Below are 23555 nucleotides of genomic sequence, written 5' to 3'. Positions count from 1 at the left end.
ACCGTCACCCTGGAGGAAAATGTGTATAAACTGCTTGCGTCAGACATCGACGATACATTGTTGACCCATGAGGGCGGCCTGCCCCATGCCACCCATGCCGCCCTCCAGCTTCTCCATGAAGCGGGGGTGGCGGTGGTTCTCAGCTCCGGCCGGGCCACGGCCAGCATGCGCCCTATTGCCGCCCGGATCGTGGAGCCCGCCGATGACGAGTATCTCATCTCCTTCAACGGCGGCCGGGTGGTGACCGCGCTCTCGGACACTGTGCTTTTCGAACACTCCATCCCTTCACAGGTTGTGGAAGAAATTATGAAATATGCCCGGAAGGAAAGTCTTCACGTGCAGGCATACAGCCATGACGGTTTCCTGGTGGAAGATAATCCCGGCACCAGCGAAGAAGAGAGCCGCCTGTATAGTGAAATAGCCGGGCTCCCGTTTAAACGGGTTTCAAATCTTGCCAGGGCTCTTCCCGACGGCAGTGTGAAGCTGTTGATAATCGGAGAGCATGAAGAGCTTCGGAAACATCAGGAGCGACTTCGAAACGCATCAGCCGGCAGATTTTCGGTGATGTTTTCCAAACCCAGGTATCTTGAAGTGGTGGCCAAGGGTGTGAGCAAAGGGCATGCCCTGGAGATGCTTGCCGGACGTCTGAATATTCCCTTACATCAATGTATAGCTTTGGGTGACAGCACCAACGACATAGAGATGATTCAGACCGCCGGTCTGGGTGTTGCGGTGGGCAATGCCAGGCAGGAATTAAAAGATATAGCCGACCATGTGCTTACCCGCCATGCATCACAGTCGGCAATTTTGGAGCTGATCACGTATGCCTTTCCGGATATCGCTTCAAGCCGCCGATTCCGGGATATTATGCAAACAGCTTCTCAAGATACGAATTAAGAAATTTACCCTCAGGATCCATTTCCCTTCGTAAAGATACAAAGTCATCGTAGCGGGGATACAATCGTGTGAGAACATCTCTTCCCGCCTTGAAACGCTTCGCCCAATGGGGGCGGCCATCGTAGGAAAGGAACTGTTCTTCAATAATATCGAAGGCCCGGTAATGTTCCGCCCCTTCGGGTTTTCGGGTGACACAGCCCATGGTTACAATATCCCGCTCAAATGCGTTGCTGAGCCAGCTTCTGTCTCCCGAAAGAAAGCGGATATCCATGGGAATATGTGCAAAGGCCCGGGGGTCACTTTCCAGAGCGCTTCGGAACCTCAAAAATAATTCAGAGTAGTCCGCCTGATCGGCCGTCCACTCTGCAAGCTCCAGGGTGGAGCTTCGCTTTTTGGTTACCGTAGATTCATACAGGCTTCCGCTGTGCACCTTCCGGTGATTGAAAAATAGCCTCCGGATCAGCTTGTTGGAAAAACGGGTAAATGCGGGACTGTCCCAGGAATAGAGAAACCGGGAGAATTCCCTCCGGTGCTTTACAAAATCCGGGGCATCCTGGAATTTAATTGTTTCTCCACGGGCCTTGGCTCGCTCTTCTTCTTCTGCCAGAGGGTCAGCGGTTATTTTGTATGCATATCCGCTGTGGGGTATCCACAGAAGCCGGAGAAAGTAATGTTCCTTCAGCCAGTCCTGCCAGTTATCCAGCCAAATTTCATCCTTTACCGGTTCTTCCCGAACAAGAAGTTGTGTAAGAGGTTCGCACTGAAGGGTAATCTCGGTGAATATCCCCAGAAGGCCCATAGAAACCCTGAGAGCGTTCATATGGTCGTGGCTGGTATCATACTCCCGGATATCTCCCCGGGAGTCCACAATTCTGCATCCCACCATATATTCTGAAAGAGTCTTTCCCCCTCCGGAGGTTCCGTGGGTGCCGGTGGATATCGCTCCTCCCAGGGTAATGCTGTCGTTGTCCGGTAGGCAGGGAATGGTCCAGCCCAGATCCTCTATGTGCCGCAGCAGCTCAGAGAGAAGAATACCGCTTTCCACCCGAATTTGCCGGGAGTTGCGGTCTATGTGGAGGACCCTGCGGTATTGCCGCATATCGATCAGATTATCCGAGCCTGCCACAATATCCGCAGATGACTGGCCTGTACCTAAGGGGCGGATGTTCCCGCTGTGCAGGACTGCATGCTGAATATCACCCTCACTGAGGGCTACAGTTTTTGCTTTGTACCTGTGGGTGATATTTCCGTTCCAGCTTATCCATTCTCCGCTACCCTTTTGCGGGGAGGCTGGAGATGAGGGCTTGTGTGTCATGAGCCGCTGTCCTTTCGAACCTGATTAGTGTAGAGTTCATTCGTATGATTTTTCTTATACGCAAAGTACATCCCGGCAATACCTGCCAGGATCATGGGGATGGTAAACAGCATGCTCAGGGTGAACCAATCCCCCGCAATAATGGCCGAATGGCTTGTGGGTTCCCGGTAGAACTCTATCCAAAAACGGAACACTCCATAGCCGAGAAGAAAGAGGCTTACCACCGAGCCTCTGGGTTTGGCCTTGCCGATATTTCGGAACAACAGCAGCATTGCGTAAAGCACAATTCCTTCAAGTACCAGTTCGTATAGCTGAACAGGGTGCCGGGGCAGATTCACCAGCGACTGTCCAGCCAACACGGTCATTCCGGTTTCCCGAACTATATCCTGAACCCAGGGAAGCTCGGTGCTGAACCACTCGCTCCTGGGCACCGAGTCGAAGACCATTGCCAGGGGGGATGAGCTGGGTCGTCCCCAAAACTCCCCGTTAATGAAGTTGCCCAGCCGGCCGAATGCCAGTCCAATGGGAGCAGGAATAATAATAAAATCCGCAAGATCCCAGTAGTTCATGTTCTGCTTGCGGATGTAGAACCAGGGTATGACCAGCGCAGCTGCAAATCCGCCGAAAAAATACATTCCCCCTTCCCAAACGGCCAGTATTTGCAAGGGATTCTGCAGGTAGTAGCCGGGATTTACGAAGAGAGTAAAGCCCAGACGGCCGCCCACCAGAACACCGATAAAAATCCGGATGAGGATTTCCATGAACTGATCCTGGGTGAGCAAAACCCTGTTCCTCCGGATATGATCCCACACAAACACATAGGCAAAAACGAAGCCCATTAAATACATTAGACCGTACCAGCTCACAGCCAGAGGTCCGGGAAGATTGAGAAGAATAGGGTCAAAAACCGGAACCTGTAAATTTTTCATAATGTTCACCTGTAGCTCAAAGAAATTGTCCCGCAGAAATAGATCGAAACAGTGTGCAAATAATACCAAAACCCCCGCCGGGGGGCAAATCATTTATCCCGTCCTGTGGGGTTAGGATCTATGAAAAACCTGGAAAGCCCGCTACACTGCGCGGAATTCAACACAGGTACAGAAATATATGACACGCAAAGAATATGAAAAGCATCAACATGAAGCGAATAAGCGGGTGAAACGACTCCGACGTCTCACTGGTTCTGCCATAGCGGACTACCGGATGATTGAAGACGGTGATCATGTGATGGTTGCCCTGTCTGGGGGGAAGGATAGTTACACGCTTCTGGAACTACTTATCAGACTGCGGGAGGCGGCTCCTGTGGATTTTCGAATTACGGCGGTGAATCTGGATCAGGGTCAGCCGGGGTATGACCGGGAGGTGCTTCCTGCATATCTTAAGAGCCGGGCCGTGGACTATGAAGTTGTGAAGCAGGACAACTATTCAGTTGTACAGCGGGTAATCCCTGAAGGAAAACCAGGCTGCAGCCTCTGCAGCCGTCTCAGGAGAGGCGCATTGTACAGCGCCGCTGCCCGGATCGGGGCGGATAAAATCGCGTTGGGACATCACCGGGACGACATTATAGAGACCCTCTTTTTAAATCTTTTCTTCGGCGGAACCCTCAAAACCATGCCGCCCAAGCTGAAAAGCGATGACGGCCGCCATATTCTCATCCGTCCCCTGGCCTATGTGAAGGAGGAAGATATTTCCGCTTTTGCGGCGCAGATGGAATTTCCGGTTATTTCCTGCGGCTTCTGTGTGAAATATGAAAATAAGCAGCGGGGCATTATTAAGCAGATGATGAGGGACTGGGAGCGAAAGCATCCCGGTAGAGTGGAAAATATTTTCCGGGCCATGAGCAATGTAGCGCCCTCCCACCTTTTGGACAGAGAATTATTCGATTTCGAATCTTTGTAAGGGCATGGTGCCGGTTGAAGACTGTTTATGTTCCGGCAAAGAGTGTGAGAAGCAGCCAGCTAAAGGCACCCGCGGTAACGGGGGTGAGAATCCACCCTGAAATAATGAGCAGAAGCATGGAGCCGTCCACCCGGAAATCTCCCCGGGCTGCGGCCACCCCGATTACCGACCCCACCGCTGCCTGGGAGCTGGAAACCGGAACCTGAACTGCCCCGGGCAGGGAAAACAGAAACAAGGTGAGTGAAACCGACAACACCGCCACCAGAGCGTTTTCCGGCGAGAGATGATACAGATCCGAGCCGATGGTCATCATCACCTTGCGGGAATAGCTGAGAATACCTGAGGCGATCGCCAGGCCGCCCAGAAAGAACAGCGTCTGTGCGGAGCTCAGCTCAAGGGAAAATATGCTGAACGATGAGAAGGGGGCTGCATCTACAAAAACCCCCATTACATTTGCAATATTGTTTCGTCCGAGACTGTAGGCCCCGAAAGCCCCTGCAAGACCCAGTGCCCAGCGCAGCAGAATATCCTGGCTGAACATATGCAGAGAGAGAATTCTGAGAATTTTCCGGATCACCCAGTATAGCACAATGGAGAGCAGACCCGCCAAAATTGGCGATGCCAGCCAGCTTGCGGCAACGGTGGCCAGGGCGTCCCAATCTCCCGGTCTGGAAGTGTAGATGTTCCACCCCAGTATCCCCCCTACAATTGCCTGAGTGGTGCTCACCGGAATACTTCGACGGGTGAACACCAGCATGCAGATTGCAGCGGATAGTGCCACCAGAAAGGCGTGTTCAAGCAATTGAATTTGGCCCAGCCTGCCCAGGGTCTCGGATGTTCCGCCCTCTCCCGCAACTGCTCCAATGATTACAAAAACAGAACCGATAATTGCCGCTCTGCGGAACGGAAGCATCCGGCTTCCCACCGCGGTTCCCAGTATATTGGCGGCATCATTTGCACCCAGGCTCCAGCCTAGAAACAGGCCCGAGCTCATGAGGAACAGGGTTGTAAATAGTTCCATGAAGATACCGTCCTCAGAATTCCCGCTTAATTGCGGCTACGGAGATTCGGTCGGAAACATCTTCCGCCACATCTGCAATGCTGGAAATATCCTCAATGATTCCGGACAGCTGCATTTTCGCCGAAAGGCGTTTTTCGTCCGAAGTGAAGACCGCTTTTCTCAGATTCTGTTCCAGCGTATCTGCTTCGTGCTCATAAAACCTGATTTTATTCAGGTAGTCCTGCACCTGTTCGGGTTTATTCAGATAAGCTTTGGATGCCCGTACGGTGTAATCCACGCTTAATCTGGCGGCTTCTGTAAGATCCAGCAGACCCTCCCGAAGGTACTCGGGGATAACCGGACGCTCAATATGTATGCGCATTGCGGAATGCTTAATGCTGTCTATGACTTTATCGATATTTTCCAGGATGCTCAGCACATCTCCCCGGCTCTCGGGGATGAGCATCTTGGTATAAAGCTTGTAGCGGATGTTTCGCCGGGTCTCGTCGGCTTTTTTTTCCAGATCGGTAAGATTTTCCATTCTTCTGGTGAACTCCTGATCACGGTCATGAAAAAAATCTTTCAAAGCCTGGGGGAGCATGAGGGAGGCTTCTTCAATGGAATCTAAATACCTGTCAAAGTCTGCTATAAGACTGCGGGTTTGCTTGAGAATGGATTTCATGTATGCTCCTCCTCTGCCGGGGGTCATGCTGCTTTCCATATTACAGCGGATGGCGGCATGAGTTTCATTGTTGTATGTACCATTGTAGTATATTCTAGTGTAGGCGGTTCGATCTGATTACAGATTATAAGAAGAGCATCCTTCAAAATTCAATTTTGAAAAATGCCGGATTAAAATGCCGGATAACGGGTCGAAATCAAAAGCCGCGTACAGGAAAGGAATTTTGATTCCTAAATATCTTGGCAATTCCAAAATCGCTGATTTTTTGAAATGTCTCAGAAAAACCAGGAGTTGTGAACATGAGATCTTCAATACATTTGCCTATAGCCGCATTCTTGATCCTCGCTTGCATCGGTTCCGGCTTGACGGCCCAGTCCGGAGACGGTTCTGTATCTTCTCAAGAAACCGGTTCTCCGGACGACTTATTGCAGAATCGTGACGTGAAAGCGGACCTTATCCAGGGCTATGTATCCAGCGAAAATCCGGACCGTAAAATGGAAGCCCTTGACTGGATTTCCAGAATGATTGAGGAGGAAGAGATCCTCGGGGACCAAATACGACTGGCGGAGCAGCTGGAAACTTTGGCCCTTGAGCCGTTTCTGACTCCCCGCCGTGAGGGCATAGTGCCCAATCTTCAGAACGATCATCCGTTGGTCCGCAAGAAGACCGCCGCGGTACTGGGAGAGCTGGGCGGGCAGCACGCAGTTGATGTTTTAGTGAAGATGCTGGAGCTGGAGAATAACCGGGATGTGCTGAAAGATGTGATGTACTCTTTGGGAAGGATTGCCCTCAATGAAAATATGGAGGTAACCCGGCAAATCGGTACCACCCTGCGCAGCATGGACCGAAAGGGAGAGGTGGACAATGAACTCGCCTACGCCAGCCTGTTTGCCATTCACCGCATAACTCTTCAAGAGATCCCTTCTGGTGACGAACAGATCTATGATACCTTGCTGCTTCTCTACAATGAAAAATTCAACCGCAAGGTACACGAAAAAGCACGGGAGGTTCTGGAACTTCTTTGGAATTCCTGAGAATTCTTTCCTAATCAAATACTCCAAAACCGGATGCCGCTGGTATAGAATGATAATATAGCGTCTGATTCAGGAGGGGTTCTGTGAAGGAAATTGCCGGAAGCTCGGGGGTTCTCAATACCCCCCTGTTCATTGCCATCCACGCGATAATGATAGTCCTCTTTGCGGTGGATACCGTCACCAGATCAGATGCTTCTGCCGTCGCTCTGCTTGATCCTATATACGACTGGTCGACGTTGGCTGCCATCGGGATGCTTCTGCTTGCGGGTATTCGTTTCTCTGATTATCAGAAACCCATGTTGAGCATCAGTCTTCTGATGGCCAGTCTGAATATTCTTCTTTCTATGTCCCGGAGTGCCGAACCGGGGCTTATTCTGGATGTATTGATACTTCTTTCCATCTCCGTTCTTCTTTCGTTGTATTTTACCTCCATGGTGGGTATCAGCCATGGGGTGATTACCGCGGTAATCTATGCTCTCTATATTTTCCGGTATTCCGATGAGTTAATGTGGTCAAGCAGAAATATCGTGGTGTTGGTTGGAGTTTATATCACACTGATTTTTCTGGTGGGCCACTATGTGAAGAGGGTGAGTGAATTTCTGATGGATTACCGGAGACTTCAACGGAGGAATGATCATCTGTCCCATGAGCTGGAGATGAATTCTGTACAAAAGGAAATGAACGGGCTAATGATGCGCCTGAGTCAGCCTTTGTATGTGAAAACCGGGAACGCAATATCCACCCTGGAAAATCTGAGGAATGTTCTGAACGAAATGATTCACGATGAACGCTTAACTGAAAAGCAGCGTGATCTGAGCACGGAGTTGAGCGGCTCCCTCGGGTGGGAACTCACCGGTATGTATCATATTATCCGGGGTGTAAATGATCTGAGCGGGGGCGATACTTCCGGGGCTGAAGGAGAATTCTGTAACCCGGTTCAGCTCGCCAGGTCCCTGTGGGATGATATGGCTGATACTTGGTTTAAACGCGCTCTCACAGCTGAAATTCGGATTGAGGGCAGTGAATTGTGGGAGCTTTCTCCCCGTGGAGTCCGTATTATGCTCAACGGTTTGTTCCGATATGCGCTGTCTCTGGTTGAACAGGAGAATCCTGGAAAATCCAGCTTCCAGCTTAGGTTCGACAGCGACCAGGCCAGGTGTACCCTATATTTTGTTATGGAAAACGTTTCCGGTATTCCGGAGCCCTGGGAGGGCAGTGCACTCATGCTTTGTGAATATGCGGTACGGATTCTTTTTTCCGGAACTCTCAGTCAGGAAGATGCTGAATCCGGGAGCCGTATCCACATCGATTTGCCAAAAACCTGATTCATGCTATACTTCCGCTCATGCAGAAGGTGAACTATGTCTTTACTATAGGCTATAAAGACGATCAGGCCATTGTGGATAAACGGTTGAAATCTAAATACGGGAAAATGAGCACCATGGAACTGTATGAAGAGGGGCTGCTGAAGCCGGCCGTCGCCTCGGCGATCTTTGAGAAAGAGGCCGGCCGGGATCATGAGCTTCAGGCTCTGATACAGAGAATCCATCAGGATCTGGGCGAAAAGCTGGATGAAACCGGGCTTCGAAAAATGTACGGAATTTCATTCAATCCCGGAGAATTGGATAAAGTTTTACTTCTATAGTGCTCTGCTGCACCGGCAGTGCGTCGGCTTAGCTTGACTGTGCGTACTCTACATGATACTTTTCCCCAAATCTCTATATTAATTATAAGGATGCTACATAATGAACTCCCTATTCGAGACTTTCAATCTTCTGCAGACAGCTGCACCCCAGGGTGGAAGCGGGCAGTTGATTTCAACTCTGGTCATGTTCGGTCTGGTATTTCTGATTTTCTACTTCCTGATTATCAGGCCCCAGAACAAGCGCCAGAAAGAAACCAAACGCATGCTCGACCAGCTGAAAAAAGGCGACAAAATACAGACCATCGGCGGAATTCGCGGAACCATTCTTTCCGTTAAAGAAGAAACCGTAATCGTGAAGGTCGATGATGACGCCAAGCTTGAGTTTGTCCGCTCTGCAATTGCCAATGTCATCAACCCTGAAGACAAGGCCGCAGAGAAAGCGGATAAATCAGGCGACAAAGCCGACAGCAAAAAAGAAAATAAAAAAGAAGCAAAATAACTGGTTTTGAACAGTATCGGGGTCGGATATTACAATCCGGGCCCGTTCTGTGTTTAAAAGATTTTGCTTGGAGAAAGGTATCATGAACAAACGATTTAGATTTATCTTTCTTCTTGTGGTAATCGGACTCGCCTTCCTTCTTCTGTATCCCACCATCAACTGGTATTTTATGGTTCCTGAAGATGTGAAGACGATAACCTCCGGTTCCCGGGAGGAAATTAGGCGCTTTGCCCAGACTGAGGCCGCTGCAGATCTTGGAGAGCTCACAGAGTTGATTCGCCAGGATGAGGGTGCTCAGGTTCCCCAGAGTCTTGAACATGTTCAGGATTTGGCACGGGAAATACTCCGTGCGGAAGATGCCGATCTTCCGGAAGCCTGGACCGTGCAGGATGTACTGGCCGCTTTCCGAAGCGAGGATGATGCGCTTCGCAGGATCGAAGATTATTACCGGCAGGATATTATTTCCCTGAAAGAGCAGAAAAACCGGATTATCAATCTGGGATTGGATCTCTCCGGCGGGATAAATGTAGTGCTTGAAGCCGATTCTTCCAGCCTTACCGAGAGACTGGGTCGTGAGCCCAGTGAAGAGGAGCTTTCCCTTGCCATCGATTTGGCACTTGAGATCCTCAACAACCGGATTGACACCTTCGGGGTGACCGAACCAATTATCCGGCGGCAGGAAGGCAGTAACAGGATCGAGATAGAAATCCCCGGGGATAACGACCCTGAACGGGTAAACGCATTCCTGATGGGCCGCGGAAGTCTGAACCTTCAGATTGTGGATGACGAAGCAACCGAGGAACTGGTTGCCTTTCAGGATCAGTTCCGCGCGGAGAACAATGTTGACTGGGACCCTGAGCGGGATGCAATTCCCGAATTTGTCCCCGCAGGTGCTGAAGTACGCCCCTATGTGCAGAAAGACGAATACGATATCGATTATGTGGTTCGCTACATTGTAACCAAGGAAGATAACGCCAGCGTACTGGACGGATCCCACATTGAAGAGGCCGACACCAGCTCTGATCAGCTCACCGGCCGCCCTACCACCATTTTCCGACTGGATAACGAAGGGGCGAATCTCTTTCAGGATCTCACACGGGATAATGTTGGAAGCTCCCTTGCCATTGTCATGGACGGAAAGGTGCGGGCCTATGCCAGGATATCAGAAGAGATTCCCGGTGGATCTGTACGGATAACCGGGTTTACCCGGGAAGAATCCCAGAATATCGCCACCGTGCTGCAGACAGCCGCCCTTCCTGTTGATCTGGTAATTGTAAATCAGCAAAGCGTAGGTGCCAGTCTGGGTCAGGATGCTGTTGATGCGGGTATCCGTGCCATAATGTACGGTCTGATTGCAGTTGTCATATTTATGCTGATCTATTACAAGGGTGCGGGAATTATTGCCACCCTGGGTCTCACCCTGAACCTGTTTTTCATTATATCTCTGCTATCAGCCTTCAATCTCACCCTTACCCTCACCAGTATTGCAGGTCTGATCCTTACTGTGGGTATGGCGGTGGATGCCAATGTGATTATCTTTGAGCGAATTAAGGAAGAGTACAGACTGGGAAAAACAGCCGCTGCTTCTGTCCAGTCGGGATACAAAAAGGCCTTCTGGACGATTATGGATGCCAACCTCACCACGGGAATCGCAGCGGTGCTGCTCTCATTCCTGGGTACAGGACCCATTCAGGGTTTTGCAGTTACCCTGAGTGTGGGTATATTCAGTTCCCTGTTTACCGCTCTGTGGATCTCCCGGCTCTTCTTTAATATCTCCACCGAAGGTCTTGGCCGTGAAAAGCTGAGCATCAGCTGGAGGACGAAATAATGAAACAAACCATACAATTTACTAAATACCGTCTTCCCATGATTATACTCTCCGCTCTGCTTCTTGCAGGCGGGCTTGCAGGAACTCTCATGCAGGACGGGTTTAATTTGGGGATTGATTTTCAGGCCGGTCTGAATCTGAGGGTTGAGCTCGAAGCTGAAGATCTGGGCACCGGAGAAGTCCGGGATGCTCTGTCGGCGTTTGACACCGTTCAGGTGCAGGTGCTGGGGGATCCCGAGCTGCAGCGTTTCTCAATCCGTCTTCAGGATGACGGTGAGCTTGAGAACTTTTCTCTGACCATGCGAAACCGGGTTACCGAAGCGCTTACCCAGGCATTTGGGGACGGAAGCGTGGAAGTGCTGGGGGTGGATTATGTAGAGCCCCGCTTCGCAGCGGACCTTGCTCTGAATGCCACCATTCTGGTGGTAGCGGCTATGGGATTTATTCTCCTGTACCTGTGGGTTCGCTTCCGTATGGCCTATGCCCTCAGCTCGCTGGCGGCTTTGGTTCACGATATTGCCTTCATGGTCCTCTTTATCGGGACTTTCCAAATTGAGGTGACATCGGCGACTATCGCTGCGGTTCTCACAATCATCGGATATTCTCTGAACGATACCATCGTTATATTTGACCGGATCAGGGAGAACGAAAAACTTCTGCCGGAGACCGCATTTCCTCAGGTGATTAATGTTTCTATTACCCAGAGTCTCAGTCGAACCGTAATCACCTCCATAACTACTCTTCTTGCGGTGACATCAATTTATATTTTCACCACCGGACAGATTCAGGATTTTGCCCTGAATATGATCGTTGGTGTGCTTGTAGGTACCTACTCCTCCATATTTGTTGCAAGCCCGACGCTCCTTGCGTTGAGCAAAAACAAACGGATAACGGTGCGCACAGAACGTACAGACAAGAAGGAAAGTAAGGCTCCCGCAGCGGGAATTGCTCCTGAAGCTGCATCCCCACAGGTTGACAGCTCGGCACTGAAAGAGCAGCTCAAGGCTCAGCGGAAGAAGAAAAAGAAATAAACATTCCCGCCGGATTTTACCTTAAGATCCGGCAAACCGCCGCACACATGCGGCACAGGACCGGTGCATCCAGAAGGGTGGGCCGGTCCTTTTTTTACCCGAATGTACATGCTTCGGGCACTATTTACCGTTTGGGGGCCTCTATACGGTTCCTGGACCATGGAAAGATTGGGCTTCCCCGGTTTTCAGAGGAAAAAATCCTTGCTGTGCCGGTGTATTATCGTAATATTCTAAGGTATAGATCGAATCTCCACTGTTTCAGCGTACTCACATATGCGGCGCTTGGAGCGAACCATCAATCCAGCCCTTCCTGAATTCTTCGGGCGGATCCAGATGGAATACGGAAAGAAAAGGATGCGTGAATGAGTGATGATACCCGAACATATCAAACGTACAACGGCAGCGGAAAAGCCCTGGAAATGCTTGAGCATATCGGCAGTCGGAAAGCCGGGCGGCGGCTAAAAAGCGACCCCATTCCCAACGATTCGCTGCTGAGGGTCCTTGAGGCGGCCAGGTGGGCCCCCAGCTGCAGCAACAAGCAGCCATGGCGCTACAGGCCGTGTACCGGCCCTGACGCAGAGAAAATCCGGGAGGCCCTGCTGGGCGGAAACTACTGGGCCGATGCCGCTCCCGCATACATCGTTGCAGCGGTGGACCGGAAAGCAAGCTGTAATCTCAGTGACGACAGGGAGTATGCATTATTGGATCTGGGATTGAGCATGCAGAATATGTTTCTTCAGGCACACGCCGAAGGTCTGGTGGCTCACCCAATGGCGGGCATGGACCCCTTTAAGGTGAAAGAGCTGTTTGAGATTCCGGATAATTTCCGGGTGATGGCGGTTATCTCCCTGGCCTACCCCGGAGGAGAAAGGGAACTCAGCGACAAACATGAGGAGCTGGAGCAAAACGGCCAAACTAGGAAGGCTCTGAAAGAGATTCTTTTCAATCCGGCGGTTCTCGATGAGCTGAATGGGTAAGAACATGGAGGATGTGCTGTTTTATCAGGAGGTGCGCGCCGGTGCTCCCCACGGTGGGGCAGCAACAGAAGGGACCTGGGCTGAAACCGGAAGTGGGTCCGTTTCGGCTCCTATGGTGATTGTACACGGTTTGTTTGGCTCAGGGGATAACTGGATGAAGTTGGCCAGGCGATTTGCTTCCCGCCGGCGGGTGTTTCTCGTGGATTTACCAAACCACGGCCGCTCAAAATGGACCGAAAGGGCGGACTACTCTGCCAACGCAAAAGAGCTTGCATTCACCCTTGAGCGTATCAGGCAGCAGGAGTTCGCAGAGAACGGCGGTTTCACAGGCTTTCTTCTGCTTGGTCACTCCATGGGCGGGAAGGCCGCAATGGCTCTTGCCCTCAACCTGTGGGGCGATCTGAACCCCCCGGAAAATATGCCGCAGCTTCTCTCCGGTCTGGTGATTGCCGATATTGCTCCCACAGAATATCCCCGGAGTCACGATGAGATATTCCACGCACTCAAAAACATCTCTCTGGAAAGGCTGGAAAACCGAAAGGACGCCGACCGGGAATTGAAGCAGGTTCTTCAATCAGGGGTGTTGAGAGCATTCCTGCTGAAAAATCTCTACAGGCACGAAGATGGGCGTTTTGCCTGGAAGCTGAACCTTGAAGTTCTGTACCGGGATTATGAGGATATTCTCGGTTTTCCCGATACCGGGGATGCGGTTTCTTCCCTTCCCGTGCTGTTTCTCCGGGGAGGGCTATCGAATTATATAGTTCCAGAACAACACCGGGATATTATCTGGAAGCTGTTTCCCCGTGCCCGAATGGAAGAAATTTCTGAAGCCGGGCATTGGCTGCATGCGGAACAGCCGGAAAAGGTATATAACATAATCATGGAGCAGTTCCCGTAGGGTGCCGTCCCCAACAAGGGCGTGGCAAAAGGTAAGTCCGACGGGCAGATGTCCGACGCATATCAAAATACCGAAAACAGGGCGGAGCTATGGCAGAAACGATTACCGTGAAGGACGGGTGTATGTTTTCATCCGGCGACTTGAGATTTTACCCCGGGAAAGCGCTCCCCTTCGGAGCGAGCATTACCCCCCAGGGCGTACAGTTTTCCATATTCTCCCGCCATGCAACGACAGTCTGGCTTCAGCTCTATGAGAATGAAACCGACGCTAATCCTGTTCACGAAATCGAACTGGCGCCGGACTGCAATAAGACCGGAGATTGTTGGCACATTACCATCCAAGGTCTGAAGAAGGGCCAGCTCTATCTGTTTCGAATGGACGGCCCCTATGAACCGGAGCACGGTATGAGGTTTAACAAACATAAGGTGCTCATTGATCCCTATGCCAAAGCACTGACCGGCGGATTCAGGTGGAATCTAAAGGAAGCATTCGGATATATTCCCGGGGATGATACTGAAGATCTGTCGTATTCAACCGACGGGGATGCGGGTGTGATGCCCAAATGTGTAGTGGTGGACGACGACTTTGAATGGCACGGGGACCAGCCGCTGAATTATCCGCTGCGGAATACCATAATCTATGAGAGTCATGTTCGGGGCCTTACCCGTCACCCCAGTGCCGCGGACCGCTTCGGAGTGAAACATCCCGGTACATTCACCGGGGTCACGGAAATGATTCCCTACCTCCAGGAGCTGGGTATTACCAGTCTGGAGCTGCTTCCGGTTCAGGAATTTGATGAGTTTGAATACGAAGATCGTCAAAATCCGGCTACAGGAGAACCGTTGAAGAATTACTGGGGCTATTCTTCCATTGCCTTTTTCGCGCCCAAAGCCAGCTACGCTTCCCGCAGCGAAGGAGGCGCGCAGGTTAACGAATTCAAGGAGATGGTGCGCCAGCTCCATTCGGCGGGAATTGAAGTGATTCTGGACATCGTCTTTAATCACAGCGGTGAAGGGGATCAGATGGGTCACACCTTCAGTTTCCGGGGCATCGATAACCGCATCTACTATATGCTCGCCCCGAATCCCCGCTACTACATGAACTATTCAGGCTGCGGAAATACCCTGAATTGCAATCATCCTGTGGTGAGAGGAATGATTATTGAGGCTTTGCGCTACTGGGTTCAGGAAATGCATATTGACGGTTTCCGTTTCGATCTGGGGTCGATTCTCGGCCGGGATGCCCAGGGTGAGCTGATGGACAACCCGCCGGTTCTCGAAAGGATTGCAGAAGATCCGGTGCTCCGGGATACCAAGATCATCGCTGAAGCCTGGGACGCCGGCGGAGCCTATCAGGTGGGCAGTTTTCCCGGCGGTCGCTGGGCTGAATGGAACGACCGATACCGGGATGAAATCCGGGCGTTCTGGAAGGGCGACTGGCACAAGGTGAGCGATTTTGCCACCCGTTTCAGCGGCAGCGCAGACCTGTATCTTCAGACCGGACGCAAGCCCTTCCACAGCATTAACCTCATAACCGCCCATGACGGATTTACCCTGAATGATCTGGTGAGCTATAACGGCAAGCACAATGAGGCGAACGGCGAAGAGAACCGGGACGGTCACAATCATAATCTCAGCTGGAATTACGGTCATGAGGGGCCCAGCGACGATCCTTATATTGCACAGACGCGGAACCAGATGGTGAAAAACTTCCTGGCAACACTGATGTTGTCCAGCGGAACGCCCATGATGCTGGGCGGAGATGAACTTCGCCGTACCCAGCAGGGAAATAACAACGCCTATTGCCAGGACAATGATATTTCCTGGTACAATTATGAATTTCTCAATTCCCATGGAGATGTATACCGCTTTGCCAAACATCTCATTAACTTTAGAAAAAGCCATCCTGCACTCCAGCGGCAGGAATTTTTTGTGGGAAGAGACATTTCACAGAATCAGGTGCTGGATATTACCTGGTTCAACGAAAACGGCGACCCACCCGACTGGAACAGAAAGGAAAATGTGCTTGCTCTCCGTATCGACGGCAGCCGCCGGGAGATCCATGCGGACAGGGACGATTGCGATCTTCTTATGTTCTTCAACGCAGGCGGGGAAAACCGGGAGTTCATGATTATTCAGCCCAAACCCGGCCAGCGCTGGCACAGGGTCATAGATACCCGCCTTCCCAGCCCCCGGGATATTCTTGAACCCGGGGAGGAAGAGTTCACCCAGGAGTTAACGCCATACCTGGTCTATGCACGGTCCATGGTGGTGTTCATTGCAAAATGACCATATCGAATAGCCGCCGGGCCCGGAATAACGCGGGACGGTAGTTGAGCGCGCCGGTAATAACGGCGCTTGCAACAACAGACCCGGCGATAATGGGTGCTGTCAGGTGATATCCCGAATATGTACGTAGGATCCCGGTTCGTATTTCCAAAAATCCATTCCGGAGATGATGGTCCCGATCTCCTCCGTGGTTTTCACACTTCCGTCCCTGGACGCGGAGCGGAAGTATTCCACGTTGGGAAATTCCGCATCGCTCTGCGCCCGAAGGGTTTTCTGCATGTCGGTCTCTACCATTCCCGGTGAAATTGACAGAACCTGCATATTCGGCCCCCGGGAAGAAAAGTCCGCATTGCTGGTCATGCTTAAGAGGTTAATTCCCGCCTTGCTCATGGAGTAGATTGCTGCGCCGCTCATGGGCCCCTTACTGGCGCCGGAACTGATATTCAGGATGATTCCCTCCCGGTTTAATGACGGGGTATTCAACGAGTCCAGGGTTTTGTAGAGCCAGTCGCTGAGAAGGGCAGGGGCTATGCAGTTCAATACGAACGTTCTCTGTGCATGCTCGGACCACTCCAGGGTGTCGGGGATGCTTCCTATGGGGTGGATCGGCCCTAAAGAGGCGGCATTGTTCACAAGAATTACCTGCAGCGATTCCTGCTCAGATGCACTCAGGGCCGAGTATAGGGTGGTGAACAGTTCTGTAAGCTCTGCAAGTACCGGGGTGATGCTGGTTGCGGAGGAGAGGTCGCCGGTCACCGGGTGGAATGAATCGGTCCGGCGGTTGAGCTCCGCCGAGGCTTCAGGATCTTCGTTTCGCGCAATGGCGATCACCTTCAGATTCTTGCCCATGTTCTGGGCAAAACCTTTCAGAATGCCGAAACCCAGCCCCCTGTTCCAGCCGCTGATTATCAGTATCGTTTTTCTGTTCATAATATATTAAAAGTTAGCTCCCCAGCAGAGCCCTGTCAAATCCTGCGCCCCATGGGGCTGTGCCCGATTGAGCCTAGCCGATGCGCCTCATGGGCCCGTACCCGATTGAGCCCGATGGAGCACAGCCCGCCCGATGAGGAGCAGCGGGGCGGGGATATTACATATCGCGGGGGGTGAAACTTGACAGCCGTGTGCATCTGGGCCATATTTAATCTCAATAGCGCAGGGTATTCACGAGAATGCCCGGTATGAAGACGAGTACCTGGGGACCTCCGTCCCGAGAGAGAAAACCCGCGGCTGGAAGGTTTTCGGCGGAAATCCAGGGAAAACCCCTTCACAGCTGCGCCGGGGAACCCGACGGGTGCAGAAGCGGAAATTCGATTCCGTTCCTGACAGCCTTTTCCTAGTAACCGGTGCCGTTATTCCACGTTACGGAACGATCCCGGGGTGTACCGGGCGGCACCGTCCGCCCTGAGCGCCAAAAGGCGGCCGATAATCGGTTTCCTCCGTCCGGGAGCGAGTGCCCGGCTGAACCGGGAAATAAGGTGGTACCGCGGAAGGTCGTTGATCTTTCGTCCTTATGGCATACAGCAAAATTGCCCTGCCGGGGAATGCTGTGGCTTGGTACTTCCCAGCCTGATTCAACAGTATCCCATACAACGGCGCCGGGCAGACACCTTGAGGAGGTGTGTATGTCTGAGGCAGCAGTAGCAGCAAAGCAGAACGATGCCCAGAAGCATGAGGACCGTTTGTACAGGATCCGCCACACAGTTGCCCATGTGATGGCAGAGGCAGTACTGAAGAAATTTCCCGAAGCGAAATTCGCCATCGGTCCTCCCATTGAAAATGGTTTTTACTACGATTTTGAACTCCCCGAACCCCTGAAGGAAGAAGACCTCTCGGAAATTGAAAAAACCATGCAGGAGATCGTGAAGGGTAAGCATGACCTGGAAAAACAGGTTATCGACCGGAGTGAGGCGAAGAAGCTGTTCGCCGACCAGCCCTATAAGTTGGAGTTGGTGGATGCCATTCCCGATGAAGACGAAGTGAGTCTGTATAAGGTTGACCACTTTAGCGATCTTTGCCGGGGACCTCATGTTGAAAACACCCGGGAAATTAACTGGAAAAGCTTCAAGCTGCTCCGGATTGCCGGAGCGTACTGGCGGGGAGATTCCAACAACACCATGCTCACCCGCATATACGGTACCGCCTGGGAGGATCCCAAACAGCTGCGCTCATATCTGGATCATCTCAAAGAAATCGAAAAACGGGATCACCGGAACCTGGGCAGGGATCTTGAGCTCTTCCATATAGAAGAGGACAACCCTGGCCAGATTTTCTGGCATCCCAAGGGCTGGTCCCTCTATCTTGAAATTCAGAACTATGTGCGAAAAAGCATTGCAGCCCAGGATTACCGGGAGGTGAATACGCCCTCTGTAATGCCCAGAGGTCTCTGGGAACGTTCGGGGCATTGGGCCAAGTATCAGGAGAACATGTTCATTACCGAGAGCGAGAAGAATCTTTTTGCCTTGAAGCCCATGAACTGTCCGGGGCATATAGAAATCTTCAAAAAGGGGCTGAAAAGCTATCGGGATCTTCCCTTGAGAATGGCCGAGTTCGGTTCCTGCACCCGCAATGAGCCCAGCGGTGCCCTGCATGGCATTATGCGGGTGAGAGGTTTTGTCCAGGATGATGCTCACATTTTCTGCACCGAAGAACAGATCGGTGATGAAGTGGGGCTCTTCGTGGATCTCCTGAAGGGAATGTACTCGGATTTCGGGTTCACCGATGACAATATTATTGTCAAGTTTTCCACCCGGCCTGATGTGAGGGTGGGAGATGACGACACCTGGGACCGCGCTGAAGCAGCTCTGGAAGCAGCCTGTAAACAAGCCGGGCTGGAGTACGATGTGGCCGAGGGTGAGGGGGCGTTCTATGGTCCCAAGCTTGAGTTTACCCTTGTGGACGCTCTGGGGCGCCACTGGCAGTGCGGAACCATCCAGGTGGACTATCAGCTTCCCTCCAACCAGCGCCTGAACGCAAGCTATATTGGCGAAGACGGGGAAAAACATACGCCGATTCTCCTGCACCGGGCGGTGCTTGGGAGTCTGGAACGGTTCATCGGAATTCTGATCGAGCATTACGCCGGGGCATTTCCGGTGTGGCTGGCGCCTGAACAGATAAAGGTGATCCCCGTGGGCCCGGCCTTCGAAGAAGGAGCCGGGAAAATTGCCGAACGGCTGAAAAGCATCGGCTTTCGGGCAGAAGCGGACCTCAGCGATGCACGGATGAATGCAAAAATCCGGAAACATCAGAAGCAGAAGGTGCCTTACATGCTGATTATCGGAGAGCGTGAGCTGGAAGAGGGTACGGTGTCGGTGCGAACCCGTACCAATGAGCAGATGAACGGATTGCCCATGGATGAATTTATCAGTTTTGTTCAGGAAAAAGTCGACAGTAAGGCCGTGTTATAGCTTACATTCCGGGATTTTCAATATGCTATACTATCCGGCGCGGTCCCAAGGATCGCGCCGTTTGCATTTTGGAACAATTCCTGCAAACGGGTCCTGCGCATGTTCCGGGGAATTACCGGAAAAAATCAACCTGCAGGATACGACAAGGAGAATATTATGGCGAAAGATGTACGGGCGAGTATGGACCGCCTGCTTGAAATTGGAAAAGAGATTAAAACCTGGAGCGGTATCGGGGCGCTTCTGGGCTGGGATCAGGAAACCTATATGCCCGAGAAGGCGGTGGATGAACGCAGCCGTCAACAGGCGGCATTGAGCAGCCTGGTTCATGAGAAAATGACGTCAGGTGAAATTGGTGAGCTGCTTAACGATCTGGGTGCGGATGACCACCATCCCATGGGAGATGAGTCCCGCTGTTCCTCATTAAGCAGAACGGAGCGGGCATTTATCCGCCAGGTTCACCGAAGCTACAGTAAGGAAACCCGGCTTCCCGCCCGGCTGGTCAAAGAACTCTCGGAGACCCGGAGCAAAAGTCAGTCGGTTTGGGCCAAGGCAAGGCAGGAGAATGACTTTAAAAGTTTTCAGCCCTGGCTGGAAAAGCTTATCGACCTAAAGCTGGAGACTGCGGAGGCATATGGATATGAAGATAATCCCTATGATCCCCTTTTGGACGATTACGAACCCGATATGAAAACCGCCGAAGTTCAGCGCGTTTTCAGCGACTTGAAAGCCGATCTGGTTCCTCTGGTGAAGGCAATCGCTGAATCTCAGCAGGTGGATAATTCGTTCCTCACTAAACATTATCCGGCAAAACTGCAGGAAGAGTTCGGTTACAAGGTGCTGGAAAAATTACAGTATCCCATGGACAGGGGACGGCTGGATGTAACCGCCCACCCATTTACCACCGAACTGGGCAGCGATGATATCAGAATAACGACTCGATATATGGAGGACTTTTTCAACTCCTCGTTGTACAGCATTATTCATGAAGCGGGGCACGGTCTTTACGAACTGGGAATGGGGGATGATATCCGCGGAAATCTGCTGGCAGGAGGAACGAGCCTTGGAATTCATGAGTCCCAGTCCAGGACTTGGGAGAATCTGGTGGGTCGCAGCCGGGAATTCTGGCAGTACTTTCTTCCGTCATTGAAGTCAGTGTTCCCCGAAAATCTTAAAAGTGTGGATGTTGATACAATGTGGAAGGGAGTTAATAAGGTGGAACCCTCTTTCATTAGAGTTGAAGCCGATGAGGTAACCTACAGTCTGCACGTAATGCTCCGTTTTGAACTGGAGCAGAAGCTGATTAACAAGGAGCTGGCGGTAAAAGATCTTCCTGAAGCCTGGAATGAAGGGATGAGGGAATTCCTTGGTATTGTTCCTGAAAGCGACAGCGATGGTGTCCTTCAGGACGTCCACTGGAGTTTCGGTCTTTTCGGATACTTTCCCACCTATGCTCTGGGAAATCTCTATGGATCCCAATTCTGGAATACCATGGTGAAAGATATTCCCGACGTATATGAACAAATGGCCTCCGGCGATTTTTCCCGGATTCTTGCATGGCTGAGGGAGCATATTCATCAATATGGTTCCAGCAAAACCGCCGGTGAGCTTGCAATGGATATTACCGGTGAGCCTTTGAATGCAAAATATTTTGTGGACTACCTGAATTCTAAATACAGAAAGGTGTACAAGCTGGACTGAAGTTTGTAGGATGCCATCTGCCCGGCGTACAGTGTACGCCGGCGGGCAGGTGGTAAACCTGCAGAAAAAAAACGGAACCGGAAAATTTACCCTGTATTTTTTCCCGGAGTAATCCGATAATTGGGACAGAGATGCAGGTAGTACTTTATCGACGAAACAGCAAGAATCAACTCTATTATTACTCCATGGATGACCGTCAGCAGTCGCTGTTTCATCCCCATGCGCTTACCATTCGCTGGGGGCGGAAGCCCGAAGGCGGCCGGGAGAAGCAATTCTATTTTTCTAGTGAGAAGGAAAAGAATGCCAAGATCCGCACTCTCCTGAAAGCCAAGCTCAAAGACTATCAGGTTCTCTACAGCTATTTTAAGGATTCTGCAGAATCCGGAAGTTCTTCCGGCACTAAAGGCGATGGTGATTCCCTGGTATCCCGGATATCCTAACCTTCCATAGCTGTCCTCAGCTCCCTCTTCCCTAATACATCCCGCTGTTTCAATTCTGTTTTCCCGATTTAGATTTCAGAGCATTTCTCAGGTCGAATATGAAGTGGTAGATTTTTTCAATGAGAGAAATAACCAATACCGGGCTCACAATCCACTCCAGTACAGAGATTACCGTATCCGAGTATTCAGAGGCCGCGGGAATAAATCTGATAAGTGCCGCTGCGTACATTGTCATGATGCTGAATATTGAGGCTTTCGCCAGGAGACTTGAACTGTGTACCTGAAGCTTCTGATGCATCACGGTCATAACCGCGGCGGCAGCCCATTGGAAAAACAGGCGCAGCATGACCAGTATGAAAAACCAGTCGGGCAGAAGCTCATATATAATATAGGCGATAGAGATGCAAATCAGTACTGCATAGTCGCTGATACTGTCCAGATATGCGCCGATTTTGGTGGTTTGCTTCATCTTCCGGGATATATTCCCGTCCAGAAAATCACTGATAAATGCAAACACAGTGTATCCAATCAGAAGCCCCAGTACCTGGTGTTCCTCAATGAGGATTATCAGATAGATAATGACCGGAAGGCTGGTGAGCCTGCACAGCGTAATGAATATGGGAATATTGATTCTATTGAGTGCCTTTCCGCTTCCGGTGTATACAAAGAAGTGGAGCATATGCGATAAAATAAGCATTATCGCCAGGTGGTGAATGAACAGCACTGCGGCGAACGCAAGAAAGTCGCTGAGCGGAAGCATGAGTTTACCTGTCACTACTATCGAAACGGCAAGATGAGTGATGAAAAGGATGAGAAGGCTCAGGGCAATACTGGCGATAAGGCGATCCTGCTGATTGGAATTTGCTGTTGTCATAGAAAAATCTTAGGCGAAGACCTGCCGGCGGTCAATACGGCGATCCTCCCAACCGCGGCGGCCGGCTTCCTTAACCTGGAGTAGGCATATGAATATACATGTCCCGAATATCCTTACCAGTACACGGCTGGTGTTTGCCCCGGTGTTTTTTATTTTAGTGTTTTTGCCCGATTGGATCGGGGGACCCACTCAGCTGATTTTTATCCTGCTGGCCACCATCTTTTTTTACATAGAGATTACCGACATTGTGGATGGCTACCTTGCCCGCAGGCATAATCTGGTGAGTGATCTTGGAAAAGTGTTAGATCCTTTTTCTGATGTTATCAGCCGGGTTTCCTATTTTCTTGCATTTGTGGTGCTGGATATTATGCCGCCCCTGGCATTTCTTCTTATTCTTTATAGGGAGTTGGGTATTGTGTTCGTGAGAATGATGCTTGCACAGCGTGGTATTTCCCTGGCTGCCCGAAAGGGAGGGAAGGCCAAAAGTGTGCTCTATTTTCTCGCTTCAATTCTGGGGCTGGTAATGATCGGTGATCTATGGTTCGGCTGGTTCGATGCGGTGAACATTGCAGTGCCTGCAATAGGGGAATTCGCCCGTCTTGCGCTGATCGTTACCAATGGCGTCTTCTGGCTGGCGGCCGCGTTCGCAATTGTGTCTTTTGTGGATTATCTTGTGGTATTCGCCCGGCATGTGCGCGCCGGAAGGGGCGGAGAGCAGTAACCCGGACGGTTTTTCAAACCGGACTGCAGCACTGAAAAATCAGCCTGTTTTTTTTAACAAAAGCTGATTCTCTAGTTGACATATAAACATCGAATTTGTTATTTTCACGCTCGCACCACGGAGCGACAAGGCCTACAAGCCAGGCCGCTTCAAGGGGATTACCCCGGTGCTTCATGAACTCTGCAGAAATGCGGAAAGCATGTAAAAAGTCACAAACTTCCTGCGAAGTTCTGCTTGACAAAAGAATCGAACTTCAATATAGTTCGTTCTCACCGGTTGGGGATCGGCAGAAACGCCGGGGTCAATCGGAGCGTCTTTGAGGCGCGTAAATCCTTCTGAAACAGTTATCTGGATTCCAGGTGCTGATATCGGAAAGCGATCTTTAACATAGTAATAGAGAGAAGGGAAAGATAAACGAGTGCGGG

22 protein-coding genes are annotated in these 23555 nt (G+C 51.2%); 15 read left to right on the top strand and 7 right to left on the bottom strand.

Annotation, left to right across the window (positions count from 1 at the left end; genetic code table 11):
• Positions 1-21 precede the first annotated feature (21 nt).
• Positions 22-897 carry a Cof-type HAD-IIB family hydrolase gene (locus AC52PS_RS11315; protein WP_495563176.1) on the top strand — a complete coding sequence of 292 codons (876 nt, stop codon included), beginning with the start codon at positions 22-24 and terminating at the stop codon, positions 895-897.
• Here the strand turns inward: AC52PS_RS11315 and AC52PS_RS11310 are convergent.
• Together AC52PS_RS11310 and lgt are read right to left on the bottom strand one after the other, a co-directional pair.
• Positions 866-2212 carry a D-arabinono-1,4-lactone oxidase gene (locus AC52PS_RS11310; protein ID WP_495563175.1) on the bottom strand — a complete coding sequence of 449 codons (1347 nt, stop codon included), beginning with the start codon at positions 2210-2212 and terminating at the stop codon, positions 866-868. The genes AC52PS_RS11315 and AC52PS_RS11310 overlap by 32 nt on opposite strands.
• Positions 2209-3141 carry a prolipoprotein diacylglyceryl transferase gene (lgt, locus tag AC52PS_RS11305; protein WP_495563174.1) on the bottom strand — a complete coding sequence of 311 codons (933 nt, stop codon included), beginning with the start codon at positions 3139-3141 and terminating at the stop codon, positions 2209-2211. The genes AC52PS_RS11310 and lgt overlap by 4 nt, the downstream gene beginning before the upstream one ends.
• 178 nt (positions 3142-3319) lie before the next feature.
• Here lgt and ttcA point away from each other — a divergent pair, with 178 nt between their 5' ends.
• Entirely contained in the window at positions 3320-4111 is a 792-nt protein-coding gene (gene ttcA, locus AC52PS_RS11300; protein WP_495563173.1) for a tRNA 2-thiocytidine(32) synthetase TtcA, read from the top strand.
• A 25-nt stretch (positions 4112-4136) separates the two neighbouring features.
• On the opposite strand, the gene AC52PS_RS11295 is transcribed toward ttcA, so the two are convergent.
• Both AC52PS_RS11295 and AC52PS_RS11290 read right to left on the bottom strand, forming a co-directional pair.
• Positions 4137-5132 carry an inorganic phosphate transporter gene (locus AC52PS_RS11295; RefSeq protein ID WP_495563172.1) on the bottom strand — a complete coding sequence of 332 codons (996 nt, stop codon included), beginning with the start codon at positions 5130-5132 and terminating at the stop codon, positions 4137-4139.
• A gap of 13 nt (positions 5133-5145) precedes the next feature.
• On the bottom strand, positions 5146-5793 hold the full coding sequence (locus tag AC52PS_RS11290) for a DUF47 domain-containing protein (RefSeq protein ID WP_495563171.1): 648 nt from the start codon (positions 5791-5793) through the stop codon (positions 5146-5148).
• A 299-nt stretch (positions 5794-6092) separates the two neighbouring features.
• On the opposite strand from AC52PS_RS11290, the gene AC52PS_RS11285 reads away from it, so the two are divergent.
• The 9 genes from AC52PS_RS11285 (at position 6093) to glgX (ending at position 15993) form a co-directional block, all read left to right on the top strand.
• Complete coding sequence (locus tag AC52PS_RS11285) at positions 6093-6827, top strand: HEAT repeat domain-containing protein (RefSeq protein ID WP_495563170.1); 735 nt, start codon at positions 6093-6095, stop codon at positions 6825-6827.
• 83 nt (positions 6828-6910) lie between these two features.
• Positions 6911-8152: a hypothetical protein gene (locus AC52PS_RS11280; protein ID WP_495563169.1), complete on the top strand. Its 1242-nt coding sequence runs from the start codon at positions 6911-6913 to the stop codon at positions 8150-8152.
• Positions 8153-8172: 20 nt separating this feature from the next.
• Positions 8173-8472 (top strand): hypothetical protein, encoded by a 300-nt coding sequence (locus tag AC52PS_RS11275; RefSeq protein WP_495563168.1) that lies wholly within the window; start codon positions 8173-8175, stop codon positions 8470-8472.
• 100 nt (positions 8473-8572) lie between these two features.
• The gene (yajC, locus tag AC52PS_RS11270) at positions 8573-8971 is read left to right on the top strand and encodes a preprotein translocase subunit YajC (RefSeq protein WP_495563167.1); all 399 of its coding nucleotides are present in this window, start codon (positions 8573-8575) and stop codon (positions 8969-8971) included.
• A gap of 82 nt (positions 8972-9053) precedes the next feature.
• A complete protein-coding gene (secD, locus tag AC52PS_RS11265; RefSeq protein ID WP_495563166.1) occupies positions 9054-10799 on the top strand; it encodes a protein translocase subunit SecD in 1746 nt (581 codons plus the stop codon).
• On the top strand, positions 10799-11830 hold the full coding sequence (secF, locus tag AC52PS_RS11260) for a protein translocase subunit SecF (RefSeq protein WP_495563165.1): 1032 nt from the start codon (positions 10799-10801) through the stop codon (positions 11828-11830). Before secD ends, secF begins: the two co-directional genes overlap by 1 nt.
• A 362-nt stretch (positions 11831-12192) precedes the next feature.
• A complete protein-coding gene (locus AC52PS_RS11255; protein ID WP_495563164.1) occupies positions 12193-12807 on the top strand; it encodes a nitroreductase family protein in 615 nt (204 codons plus the stop codon).
• The gene (locus tag AC52PS_RS11250) at positions 12800-13705 is read left to right on the top strand and encodes an alpha/beta fold hydrolase (RefSeq protein ID WP_495563163.1); all 906 of its coding nucleotides are present in this window, start codon (positions 12800-12802) and stop codon (positions 13703-13705) included. The genes AC52PS_RS11255 and AC52PS_RS11250 overlap by 8 nt, the downstream gene beginning before the upstream one ends.
• Before the next feature lie 89 nt (positions 13706-13794).
• Positions 13795-15993, top strand: a complete 2199-nt coding sequence (gene glgX, locus AC52PS_RS11245; protein WP_495563162.1) for a glycogen debranching protein GlgX — start codon at positions 13795-13797, stop codon at positions 15991-15993.
• Between the two features lie 102 nt (positions 15994-16095).
• On the opposite strand, the gene AC52PS_RS11240 is transcribed toward glgX, so the two are convergent.
• Positions 16096-16923, bottom strand: a complete 828-nt coding sequence (locus AC52PS_RS11240; protein WP_495563161.1) for an SDR family NAD(P)-dependent oxidoreductase — start codon at positions 16921-16923, stop codon at positions 16096-16098.
• A 692-nt stretch (positions 16924-17615) separates the two neighbouring features.
• Between AC52PS_RS11240 and thrS the strand changes: the two genes are divergently transcribed.
• The 3 genes from thrS to AC52PS_RS11225 all read left to right on the top strand — a co-directional run bounded on the left by thrS (position 17616) and on the right by AC52PS_RS11225 (position 21535).
• Positions 17616-19397 (top strand): threonine--tRNA ligase, encoded by a 1782-nt coding sequence (gene thrS / locus AC52PS_RS11235; RefSeq protein ID WP_495563160.1) that lies wholly within the window; start codon positions 17616-17618, stop codon positions 19395-19397.
• A gap of 156 nt (positions 19398-19553) precedes the next feature.
• On the top strand, positions 19554-21095 hold the full coding sequence (locus AC52PS_RS11230) for a carboxypeptidase M32 (protein WP_495563159.1): 1542 nt from the start codon (positions 19554-19556) through the stop codon (positions 21093-21095).
• A 131-nt stretch (positions 21096-21226) separates the two neighbouring features.
• Positions 21227-21535: a WGR domain-containing protein gene (locus AC52PS_RS11225; RefSeq protein WP_495563158.1), complete on the top strand. Its 309-nt coding sequence runs from the start codon at positions 21227-21229 to the stop codon at positions 21533-21535.
• 49 nt (positions 21536-21584) lie between these two features.
• On the opposite strand, the gene AC52PS_RS11220 is transcribed toward AC52PS_RS11225, so the two are convergent.
• Positions 21585-22409, bottom strand: a complete 825-nt coding sequence (locus tag AC52PS_RS11220) for a CDP-alcohol phosphatidyltransferase family protein (RefSeq protein ID WP_495563157.1) — start codon at positions 22407-22409, stop codon at positions 21585-21587.
• An 88-nt stretch (positions 22410-22497) separates the two neighbouring features.
• Here AC52PS_RS11220 and pgsA point away from each other — a divergent pair, with 88 nt between their 5' ends.
• A complete protein-coding gene (gene pgsA, locus AC52PS_RS11215) occupies positions 22498-23130 on the top strand; it encodes a CDP-diacylglycerol--glycerol-3-phosphate 3-phosphatidyltransferase (protein WP_495563156.1) in 633 nt (210 codons plus the stop codon).
• 171 nt (positions 23131-23301) lie between these two features.
• Here the strand turns inward: pgsA and AC52PS_RS11210 are convergent.
• Positions 23302-23555: hypothetical protein (locus AC52PS_RS11210; protein ID WP_495563155.1), on the bottom strand; the 254-nt coding region annotated here is incomplete at its 5' end.

It is taken from the genome of Salinispira sp. (genome assembly GCF_059431795.1).
Note: the sequence above shows the minus strand (reverse complement) of the source record. Positions and strands in the feature narration are given on the sequence as shown.

What these genes read in the sequence shown, in the direction of transcription:
- AC52PS_RS11310 (WP_495563175.1), bottom strand. Translation starts at nt 2,212, where the DNA reads ATGACACACAAGCCCTCATCTCCAGCCTCCCCGCAAAAGGGTAGCGGA.
- lgt (WP_495563174.1), bottom strand. Translation starts at nt 3,141, where the DNA reads ATGAAAAATTTACAGGTTCCGGTTTTTGACCCTATTCTTCTCAATCTT.
- ttcA (WP_495563173.1), top strand. Translation starts at nt 3,320, where the DNA reads ATGACACGCAAAGAATATGAAAAGCATCAACATGAAGCGAATAAGCGG.
- AC52PS_RS11295 (WP_495563172.1), bottom strand. Translation starts at nt 5,132, where the DNA reads ATGGAACTATTTACAACCCTGTTCCTCATGAGCTCGGGCCTGTTTCTA.
- AC52PS_RS11290 (WP_495563171.1), bottom strand. Translation starts at nt 5,793, where the DNA reads ATGAAATCCATTCTCAAGCAAACCCGCAGTCTTATAGCAGACTTTGAC.
- AC52PS_RS11285 (WP_495563170.1), top strand. Translation starts at nt 6,093, where the DNA reads ATGAGATCTTCAATACATTTGCCTATAGCCGCATTCTTGATCCTCGCT.
- AC52PS_RS11275 (WP_495563168.1), top strand. Translation starts at nt 8,173, where the DNA reads ATGCAGAAGGTGAACTATGTCTTTACTATAGGCTATAAAGACGATCAG.
- yajC (WP_495563167.1), top strand. Translation starts at nt 8,573, where the DNA reads ATGAACTCCCTATTCGAGACTTTCAATCTTCTGCAGACAGCTGCACCC.
- secD (WP_495563166.1), top strand. Translation starts at nt 9,054, where the DNA reads ATGAACAAACGATTTAGATTTATCTTTCTTCTTGTGGTAATCGGACTC.
- secF (WP_495563165.1), top strand. Translation starts at nt 10,799, where the DNA reads ATGAAACAAACCATACAATTTACTAAATACCGTCTTCCCATGATTATA.
- AC52PS_RS11255 (WP_495563164.1), top strand. Translation starts at nt 12,193, where the DNA reads ATGAGTGATGATACCCGAACATATCAAACGTACAACGGCAGCGGAAAA.
- AC52PS_RS11250 (WP_495563163.1), top strand. Translation starts at nt 12,800, where the DNA reads ATGGGTAAGAACATGGAGGATGTGCTGTTTTATCAGGAGGTGCGCGCC.
- glgX (WP_495563162.1), top strand. Translation starts at nt 13,795, where the DNA reads ATGGCAGAAACGATTACCGTGAAGGACGGGTGTATGTTTTCATCCGGC.
- AC52PS_RS11240 (WP_495563161.1), bottom strand. Translation starts at nt 16,923, where the DNA reads ATGAACAGAAAAACGATACTGATAATCAGCGGCTGGAACAGGGGGCTG.
- thrS (WP_495563160.1), top strand. Translation starts at nt 17,616, where the DNA reads ATGTCTGAGGCAGCAGTAGCAGCAAAGCAGAACGATGCCCAGAAGCAT.
- AC52PS_RS11230 (WP_495563159.1), top strand. Translation starts at nt 19,554, where the DNA reads ATGGCGAAAGATGTACGGGCGAGTATGGACCGCCTGCTTGAAATTGGA.
- AC52PS_RS11225 (WP_495563158.1), top strand. Translation starts at nt 21,227, where the DNA reads ATGCAGGTAGTACTTTATCGACGAAACAGCAAGAATCAACTCTATTAT.
- AC52PS_RS11220 (WP_495563157.1), bottom strand. Translation starts at nt 22,409, where the DNA reads ATGACAACAGCAAATTCCAATCAGCAGGATCGCCTTATCGCCAGTATT.
- pgsA (WP_495563156.1), top strand. Translation starts at nt 22,498, where the DNA reads ATGAATATACATGTCCCGAATATCCTTACCAGTACACGGCTGGTGTTT.